9 protein-coding genes and 1 other annotated feature are annotated in these 8494 nt (G+C 56.6%); of the genes, 6 read left to right on the top strand and 3 right to left on the bottom strand.

The window, feature by feature from the left end; all coding sequences use genetic code 11:
- The coding region (locus H6B10_RS10265; RefSeq protein ID WP_204651521.1) for a helix-turn-helix domain-containing protein at nucleotides 1-608 on the top strand (608 nt) is incomplete at its 5' end.
- A 69-nt stretch (nucleotides 609-677) separates the two neighbouring features.
- On the opposite strand, the gene H6B10_RS10260 is transcribed toward H6B10_RS10265, so the two are convergent.
- Nucleotides 678-1262: an HD domain-containing protein gene (locus H6B10_RS10260; protein WP_204651520.1), complete on the bottom strand. Its 585-nt coding sequence runs from the start codon at nucleotides 1260-1262 to the stop codon at nucleotides 678-680.
- A gap of 30 nt (nucleotides 1263-1292) precedes the next feature.
- Nucleotides 1293-4001, bottom strand: a complete 2709-nt coding sequence (locus H6B10_RS10255; protein WP_204651519.1) for a valine--tRNA ligase — start codon at nucleotides 3999-4001, stop codon at nucleotides 1293-1295.
- A 64-nt stretch (nucleotides 4002-4065) separates the two neighbouring features.
- Nucleotides 4066-4315 (bottom strand) — a binding site (T-box leader).
- A gap of 162 nt (nucleotides 4316-4477) precedes the next feature.
- Between H6B10_RS10255 and H6B10_RS10250 the strand changes: the two genes are divergently transcribed.
- The 5 genes from H6B10_RS10250 to H6B10_RS10230 all read left to right on the top strand — a co-directional run bounded on the left by H6B10_RS10250 (nucleotide 4478) and on the right by H6B10_RS10230 (nucleotide 8044).
- Nucleotides 4478-5137: a VanZ family protein gene (locus H6B10_RS10250; protein WP_204651518.1), complete on the top strand. Its 660-nt coding sequence runs from the start codon at nucleotides 4478-4480 to the stop codon at nucleotides 5135-5137.
- A complete protein-coding gene (locus tag H6B10_RS10245) occupies nucleotides 5134-6432 on the top strand; it encodes a bifunctional folylpolyglutamate synthase/dihydrofolate synthase (RefSeq protein WP_204651517.1) in 1299 nt (432 codons plus the stop codon). The genes H6B10_RS10250 and H6B10_RS10245 overlap by 4 nt, the downstream gene beginning before the upstream one ends.
- Before the next feature lie 141 nt (nucleotides 6433-6573).
- Nucleotides 6574-6870, top strand: a complete 297-nt coding sequence (locus H6B10_RS10240) for an anti-sigma factor antagonist (RefSeq protein ID WP_204651516.1) — start codon at nucleotides 6574-6576, stop codon at nucleotides 6868-6870.
- Between the two features lie 12 nt (nucleotides 6871-6882).
- Nucleotides 6883-7317 (top strand): anti-sigma F factor, encoded by a 435-nt coding sequence (spoIIAB, locus tag H6B10_RS10235; RefSeq protein WP_204651515.1) that lies wholly within the window; start codon nucleotides 6883-6885, stop codon nucleotides 7315-7317.
- A gap of 31 nt (nucleotides 7318-7348) precedes the next feature.
- A complete protein-coding gene (locus H6B10_RS10230) occupies nucleotides 7349-8044 on the top strand; it encodes a sigma-70 family RNA polymerase sigma factor (protein ID WP_204651514.1) in 696 nt (231 codons plus the stop codon).
- A gap of 183 nt (nucleotides 8045-8227) precedes the next feature.
- On the opposite strand, the gene H6B10_RS10225 is transcribed toward H6B10_RS10230, so the two are convergent.
- On the bottom strand, nucleotides 8228-8494 hold a 267-nt coding region (locus H6B10_RS10225; RefSeq protein ID WP_204651513.1), incomplete at its 5' end, for a hypothetical protein.

The raw sequence follows: 8494 nt of genomic DNA, 5'->3' as shown, positions 1-8494 counted from the left end.
GCAGCAGGCACAAAAGGGCGGCTCTCACTTTGTGTCGTGGCATTGCGGGGGCCGCTGTGGTAGGATGGAACGCGAAAGGAGACGGTGCAAGGATGGATCAGCAAAAAATTGCCCGCTTTTTAAAACAGCTGCGCCAGGAAAGCGGCCTGACGCAGGAGCAGCTGGCGGAACAGCTGGGGGTCAACCCCCGCACGGTCAGCCGGTGGGAGACCGCCCGCACCATGCCGGATTTTGCGCTGCTGGTGGAACTGGGGCGGCGGTACGGCGTGACGGCGGACGAACTGCTGGACGGCGAACGCCGCGCGCAAAGCACAGAAAAGGAAGAAACGGCCATGGAAAAGATCGCAGAGTATACCTGGCAGGAAAAACAGGCGCTGACCCGGCGGTTCCACCGGCTGTTTTGGGCTGCCGGGCTGCTGTTGGCGGTCGCCATCGCGCTGCAGCTGGCAGAGTTGACCGACCGCTTCCCCTGCAATTTCCTGTCGGGTTTGGGGCAGGGTGCAGCGCTGGGCATGCTCCTCGTCGGCGCGCTGTTCACCAGCCGTTACGGCGTGCGCATCCGCGCGTGCAAGCAGGCGCTCATCCGGCGGTTTTTGCACCGGGCGTAAGGCGGGATATAACAAAAAGGCGGGGCCGCGGCCCCGCCTTTTTTCCGGTTTTATGGTCGGGCGGCTGCGTCACAGCGCTGCCATCGCAGCCTGCACGTCCGCCTCGGTGGCGCGCATGGCCTGCAGCGTTTTGTCCAGCAGCGTGTCCAGCTCCCAGCCCAGCATCTCGGCTCCCTGGCGGATCACATCCCGGGAACAACCGGCCGCGAACTTCTTATCCTTGAACTTTTTCTTCAGGCTGGACAGCTCCATGTCGGTGCAGCTTTTGCTGGGGCGCATCTTGGCGGCGGCCCCAATCAGCCCTGTCAGTTCGTCGGTGGCAAAGAGCACTTTTTCCATCTCGTGCTCCGGTTCTACATTGCTGCACAGGCCGTACCCGTGGCAGCAAACCGCGTGCGTCAGCGCATCGCTGGCACCGGCGGCGGGCAGAATCTCGGCAGCCTTGGTGCAGTGCTGGTCGGGGTAACGCTCAAAATCCACGTCGTGCAAAAGCCCGCACAGCGCCCAGAAATCAGCGTCAGCACCATAACCCAGTTCATTTGCAAACCAGCGCATAACAGCTTCCACCGTCAGGGCATGCTGCAAATGGAACGGCTCCTGGTTGTATTCCCGCAGCAGGGTCCATGCCTGCTCTCGTGTCATTCCTGCTTCCATAGGTCAATCGCTCCTTTGCAAGTTGGCAGCTCAGCCCAGCGCTTTAATGGAATCCTGAATCTTGGCGGCCTTCTCCTGGGCGGCGGCCAGCTTGGCGCGGGTCTCTTCCACCAGTTTGGCGGGGGCCTTCTCCACGAACTTCGGATTGTTCAGCTGGTTCTGGAACATGGCCATTTCCTTTTCGGCCTTGGTCAGTTCCTTGGTCAGGCGGGCCAGTTCTTTTTCACGGTCGATCAGCTCCATCATGGGGATGTAGCCCTTGGCGGCCGGAGTGGCCACAGTCACCATGCCTTCGGTGGAACCTTCGTACTTGTCGGTCAGGGTCACATCGGTGGCAAATGCAAAGCGGGCCAGATACACACTGCCCTTTTCAAAGGCGGCAGGGGAGGCAGTCTCAATGACCATAGTGGTCTTTTTGGCGGGATGGACGTTCATCTCGCTGCGCATGGCGCGAACAGCCTTGATGTAATCCATCAGCTTTTCAAAGTCGGCACACTCATCTTCCCAAACGGGCAGGTTCAGGTTGCCGGGCCAGGTCTGGAGCATGATGGTCTCTTCACTGCCGGGCAGGGCCTGATAAATCTCCTCGGTGATGAACGGCATAAAGGGATGCAGCAGCTTGAGCGCTTTGTCCAGCACATAGACCAGCACTTTGCGTGCGGTGTCGGCCTGAGCGGCATCGTCACTGTTCAGGCGGGATTTGCAGATTTCGATATACCAGTCGCAGTAGACTTCCCAGATGAAGTTCTCCACCTTCTCGGCGGCAAGACCCAGTTCGTACTTGTCCAGGTTGGCAGTGGCCTCGGCCGCTACCTTGGACAGTTCGGACAGTACCCACTTGTCGCTCATATCCAGCAAAGATTCTTCCGGCATACCGGGCTGGAAATCTTCAGGCAGATTCATCAGCACAAAGCGGGCGGCGTTCCACAGCTTATTGGCAAAGTTGCGGCTGGCGGTAACCTTTTCATCGCTGTAGCGCATATCGTTGCCGGCGGTGGAGCCTACAATCAGCATCATGCGCAGCGCGTCGGCACCATACTGTTCAATGACTTCCAGCGGGTCGATGCCGTTGCCCAGGCTCTTGGACATCTTGCGGCCCTGGCTGTCACGAACAATGCCGTGGATCAGCACGGTGTCAAAGGGAGCTTTGCCGGTGTAGGCCAGACCGGAGAAGATCATACGGGAGACCCAGAAACCGATAATGTCATAGCCGGTGACCAGGGTGTTGGTGGGGTAGAAGTAGTTATAATCCTCGGCGTTTTCGTTGGGCCAGCCCAGGGTGGAGAAGGGCCACAGGGCAGAGCTGAACCAGGTGTCCAGTGTGTCAGGGTCCTGGGTCAGATGCACACCGCCGCACTTGGGGCAGACGGACGGGGCTTCTTTGGCGACCACGGTTTCGCCGCAGTCATCGCAGTACCAGGCGGGAATCTGGTGACCCCACCACAGCTGACGGCTGATGCACCAGTCACGGCCACCCTTCATCCAGTTGATATAGTTTTTGGTGAAGCGCTCGGGCACGAACTTGATGTCGCCCTTTTCCACGCTCTCGATGGCAGGGCCGGCCAGGGGTTCCATCTTGACGAACCACTGTTTGGAAACCATGGGTTCAATGACGGAATGGCAGCGGTAGCAGGTGCCCACATCGTGGGTGATGCTCTCGGTTTCTTTCAGGGCGCCGCAGGCTTCCAGGTCGGCCAGGATGGCTTTGCGGGCTTCCAAGGCGGTCATGCCGGCGTACTTGCCGCAGTCCAGCACGTCGGGCTCGTCGGCAGCAGCGCGGCCGGCAGCCTTTTCAGCGTCCACGGCGGTTTTGTCGGCAGCGCCGGTCATGTGGCCGTCGTACGTCAGCACGCGGATCATGGGCAGGTCATGGCGCTTGCCCACTTCAAAGTCGTTGGGGTCGTGGGCGGGGGTGATCTTCACCACGCCGGTGCCTTTTTCCATATCGGCGTGTTCGTCGCAGACAATGGGAATCTCACGGTCCAGCAGCGGCAGGATCACATGGCAGCCATGCAGGTGGGCATAGCGCGGGTCCTCGGGGTTGATGGCTACGGCCGTATCGCCCAGCATGGTTTCGGGGCGGGTGGTGGCCAGTTCCAGGGTCTCGCCGGTTTCCTTTACCTTATAAAGCAGATGCCAGAAGCTGCCTTCCTTGGCCTCGTACTCTACCTCGGCGTCCGAGATGGAGGTGTTGCAGTGGGGGCACCAGTTGACCATGCGGTTGCCGCGGTAGATCAGCCCCTTGTCGTACAGGCGGACGAACACTTCCTTGACAGCGTCGGAGCAGCCTTCATCCATGGTGAAGCGTTCCCGTTCCCAGTCGCAGGAGCAACCCAGTTTTTTCAGCTGGCTGACGATACGGTTGCCGTAGGTGTTTTTCCAATCCCAGGCACGCTCCAAAAAGCCGTCGCGGCCTACCATCTCTTTGGTCAGGCCTTCTTCCCGCATTTTGGCCACAACTTTCGCCTCGGTGGCAATGGAAGCGTGGTCGGTACCGGGCACCCAAAGGGCGGCGTATCCCTGCATCCGCTTGTAACGGGTCAGGATATCCTGCCAGGTTTCGTCCATGGCGTGGCCCATGTGCAGCTGGCCGGTAACGTTCGGCGGCGGCATCACAATGGTGAAGGGCTTTTTGCTGCGGTCGATCTGGGTATGGAAATACCCTTTGTCGCACCAGTTCTGGTAGATGCGGTCTTCAGCACCCTGGGGTGCGTACTGTTTGGCAAGATCTTTCGGCATAAACAAACCTCCTGCTTTGTGTTGCGGGGCTCCTTGCAAAGAAAAAAGGCCGCCCCATGAACGTTCATGGGACGGCCTGAATAACATTTCAGGTCGCGGTACCACCCAAATTGCCTTATAGCAAGGCCTCTTTGCGGCAGGGCACAACCCCGCCTGCCCGGATAACGGCGGCAACCCCGTGCGCAGCTAGCAGTTTTCCTGTTCACCGCGCCTGCTCAAAAGTGACAGCAGCTCTTCTTGCTTTACCGGACTTGCACCGTGCGCCGGCTCTCTGTAAAAGCAAAACAAAGTGCACTCTTTCTCATTGCATTTATTTACTATGTATCCTACCGCACCGTTCCGGACTTGTCAAGTGAAAAATCAACAGGCAAACGCGAATCCGACCGGGCTTTTTGCGCGGATTCCCTTGCCGTTGTGCGGGAGGGGTGCTATAATAAGGCCCTACAGAGGAGTAGCGATTTATAAAAAGGAGCAATATGGAAAGACAAAAAACGAGCCCATGGCTGATTGCGTTCCGGGTGATTTTTACCATTGCGTTGGTTGCCTGTATCGCGTATATTTTTCGGAATTCTTTGCAGACCGGCGCGGAATCCTCGCTGCGGAGTCAGGCGGCAATGCAGGCCGTGAATGAAACGCTGGGCAAAATTCATCTGGGACCGTTGTCGGAGCATACCGTCCGCAAGCTGGCGCACTTTCTGGAATTTACCATGGAAGGTTTCCTGCTGATGCTGTGTCTGCGGGTATATACGGCGCATTTTGTGCGGCATATGAGCTGGCCGCTGTTGCTGGGGATGAGTACAGCGCTGATGGATGAAACCATCCAGCTGTTTATTCCCAACCGTACGTCGATGGTGACTGATGTCTGGATCGATATGATGGGCGTGGTGGCTGGCCTGCTGGTGGCGCTTATTATTTTGCTGATTGTGCGGGTTGTTTGTGCCTTTGCCCGGATCAAGCGGGAAAACCGTGCGCTGCGTGCGGAGCGGGAGGAATTGCGCCGGGCCCAGCAGGAACAAGAACATGAACGGTTGGCACAACGGGCGGCACATCGTGCCCATGAGGCGCAGCTGGGGCATGAACAGTCCTATATGTATGAGGAAACAGAGAACGAACAAGGGGAGGAACCTGCAGAATGACCACCCAACAAGCCATTGAGGCGTTACATGCTTTGCCCCGTTTGGGCAGTGGTACGCCCGGCCTTGAACGTATGAAAAATTTGCTGGATCATCTGGGGAATCCGGAAAAGGAACTGCAGTGCATTCATATTGCCGGAACCAACGGCAAGGGCAGTCTGGCGGCCATGACGGCATCCATTCTGATGGCGGCAGGCTATAAGACGGGGTTGACCATCAGCCCCTATGTGGTGGATTTCCGGGAGCGGTTCCAGATTGACGGGGAGATGATCCCGCCGCGCACCTTGGCAACCCTGACGCAAAAGGTACTGGATGCGGTGGAACAAATCCAACGGGAGGGCGGACAAAGTCCGGTCCAGTTTGAAGTGGTCACAGCGGTGGCACTGCTGTGGTTTGCGCGGGAAAAATGTGATCTGGTGGTACTGGAAACAGGCCTGGGCGGCCGGTATGATGCCACCAATGTGGTGCCGCACACGCTGGTGGCAGCCATTACCCGCATTGGCTACGATCATATGGAATTGCTGGGGGATACCCTGGACAAGATTGCGGCGGAAAAAGCCGGAATCATTAAGGAAGGTTGTGCAGTGGTGTGCTATCCTGACCAACCTGCAGAGGCAATGGGACCCATCCTGACGGCTGCTGCGGAAGCACATACCAGTATTATTACACCGGAATTGGATGACATCCGCCGCCTGCCGGGAAAACGGTTGGAAAACCGTATTGATTATGGCGGATATCAGGCGGCGTTGGGGCTGCCCGGTGCGCATCAGGCCAATCATGCCGCTATGGCGGTAGAAATTGCTCTGGCACTCTGGCGCGAGTACGGATACGAAATTTCCGATGACGCCATTCTGCAGGGGCTGGCGGCAGCCCGTATGCCGGCCCGCATTGAAGTGCTGCGCCGTCATCCGCTGCTTCTGGTGGATGGATGCCATAACCCGGACGGTACCCGTGCGCTGGCGGAAACGCTGACCAAAGCCAACTACGAGGAAAACCTGGTGGGGGTACTGGGCATGCTGGCGGATAAGGATTATGAAAAAATGCTGGAAATTCTGGCTCCTTGTTTTGCCAAGGTGTATACAGTTACCCCCAACTGCCCGCGTGCGCTCAGCGCAGAGGAGCTGCAGCGCGCTGCACGCTTCCATATGGATGCCGAGGCGGCAGCTACCGTGCCGGATGCACTGCGCAGCGCAGTACGCTATGCCGAAGAAAACAACCTGGCGGGTGTTGTGGTATGCGGATCGCTGTATCTTGCGGCCGAAGCCCGTCCTTGGCTGCTTAAGGAAGCAGAAAAATAATTGCTGCCGCCCCATTCCAACAAAATATTTGCAGTCAAGCCTGTATCGTAATGGTACAGGCTTTTTTGTATGTCTGGGTACAATTTCTGTCAGCAGTTTCCTGTCGGAAACCTGCATCATCTGCAAAAGGGGACAACCTCAATGGCCAAGGTTTGTTTTGTGCCGGGCAGCGGTACATTGGCCGCTTATCTGAGCGGTGAGATTGATCATCATGCTGCACAATCTTTGCGGCGGGAAATCGACGCACAGGTGGATGATCGGATGCCGGAACTTCTGACGCTGGATTTTTCCGGTGTGACTTTTATGGATTCTTCCGGCGTGGGATTGATTTTGGGGCGTGACCGTCACATTGTGTCGTTGGGCGGTCGGTTGACGGTACAAAATCCGCCCCCTGCTGTGCGCAGAATGCTGGATCTTGCCCGTATTACGTATGCCTAAGGGGAATTTGCTATGAAAATGCTGAATCAGGTCAAAATTACATTTGCCAGCCGTTCTGTGAATGAAGGATTTGCCCGGGCGGCATTGGCGGCATTTCTGGTGCAGCTGGACCCCACGGTCCCGCAGCTGGCCGATCTCAAAACGGCAGTTTCGGAAGCGGTCACCAACTGTATTGTACATGCTTATCCGGAATCCATTGGCCCGGTAACCATGACAGCGGGATTATACGAAGGGGGACTGGTGCGAATCACCATCAGTGACCGTGGTGTGGGGATTGATGATATTGCCAAGGCAATGGAACCGATGTACACTACGGGGGACCCCTCGGAACGCGCAGGTCTGGGATTTGCAGTGATGCAAAGTTTCATGGATAAGGTGCGGGTATCTTCAACGCCGGGCAAAGGCACACGCGTTACGTTGACCAAACGGCTGGAAGCACGCGATTGACCCTTACATATATAGTAAAGGGGGAGCCGCTATGCCTGCACAAAGCATAGAACTGATGCCGCGCGCGGAATTTATTGAGAAGAACCTGGGATTGGTGCACGCCTGCGCCGGTCGCTTTAAGGGAAGAGGAATTGAATACGAGGAACTGTATGCGGCAGGATGCCTGGGACTGGTCAAAGCCTGCGATGGATTCGATACGAGCCGAGGCGTTTGCTTCTCCACGTATGCGGTGCCGGTCATTCTGGGAGAAATCAAAAAACTGTTCCGGGATGGCGGCGCGGTCAAGGTCAGTCGCTCCCTGAAAGAGCTTAGCCTGAAAATCAATGCAGAGCGGGAGCGTTGCCTGAAAAGAACCGGCCAGGAGCCGGGCGTTGTGCAGCTGGCAGAAACCTTGCAGACAACACCGGAGCAAATAGCACTGGCAATTCGTGCTTCTCTCCCGGCGTTGTCCCTGACACCTGCGGATGATGAGGATGGTCAGCGGGAATGGGATGTGCCGGTGGATTCCCCGGAGGAAAGCCTGGCGGATCGAATCGGCCTGGCGGAAGTAATGGACAAACTGGAACCCCAAGACCGAACCATGATCCGGCTGCGCTTTTTTGCGGGACGAACCCAAAGCGAGACGGCACGTGTATTAGGGACGACACAGGTGCAGATATCGCGCCGGGAGCGCCGGGTGCTCAAATGGATGCGCCAGCAGCTTTTGGGGGAAGATGCGTCGGGATAATCAGATGAAGCGTGCATTTTGCGGGAGTGTCCGTCGAAATGCACGCTTTTCTTTTTGGAAATTGTGCGTAGTAACAAAAATAGAGCTTGTATATTGACAGAAGTGATTTGGTGTGATATGATACGCCTACCATCGAGAGAATGTACGATATATCGTGAATGAATGAAAACATCGAAAAAAATGTCAGAAAATCCCAAAAAAAGTGTTGACAAAGTGATTCCTCGGTGGTATTATAGTCGAGCTGTCCGGCGCGAGAGCGACACGGAAAGCCGCTGAAAACCGCATAACAACAGCCTTTGAGGGCTTTTCGGGAGCTTCGGCTCCTGAAAAAACTTCAAAAAATCTCAAAAAAGTTCTTGACAAACGGAACTTCACGAGATATAATAAATAGGCTGTCACGCGAGATGCGAACAGCGAGCAGGACCTTGAAAATTGAACAAAACTGAAACT

Origin of the sequence: Gemmiger formicilis, from assembly GCF_016901605.1 — a bacterium.
GTDB lineage: Bacteria > Bacillota > Clostridia > Oscillospirales > Ruminococcaceae > Gemmiger > Gemmiger formicilis_B.
Note: the sequence above shows the minus strand (reverse complement) of the source record. Positions and strands in the feature narration are given on the sequence as shown.

What these genes read in the sequence shown, in the direction of transcription:
- H6B10_RS10260 (WP_204651520.1), bottom strand. Translation starts at nt 1,262, where the DNA reads ATGGAAGCAGGAATGACACGAGAGCAGGCATGGACCCTGCTGCGGGAA.
- H6B10_RS10255 (WP_204651519.1), bottom strand. Translation starts at nt 4,001, where the DNA reads ATGCCGAAAGATCTTGCCAAACAGTACGCACCCCAGGGTGCTGAAGAC.
- H6B10_RS10250 (WP_204651518.1), top strand. Translation starts at nt 4,478, where the DNA reads ATGGAAAGACAAAAAACGAGCCCATGGCTGATTGCGTTCCGGGTGATT.
- H6B10_RS10245 (WP_204651517.1), top strand. Translation starts at nt 5,134, where the DNA reads ATGACCACCCAACAAGCCATTGAGGCGTTACATGCTTTGCCCCGTTTG.
- H6B10_RS10240 (WP_204651516.1), top strand. Translation starts at nt 6,574, where the DNA reads ATGGCCAAGGTTTGTTTTGTGCCGGGCAGCGGTACATTGGCCGCTTAT.
- spoIIAB (WP_204651515.1), top strand. Translation starts at nt 6,883, where the DNA reads ATGAAAATGCTGAATCAGGTCAAAATTACATTTGCCAGCCGTTCTGTG.
- H6B10_RS10230 (WP_204651514.1), top strand. Translation starts at nt 7,349, where the DNA reads ATGCCTGCACAAAGCATAGAACTGATGCCGCGCGCGGAATTTATTGAG.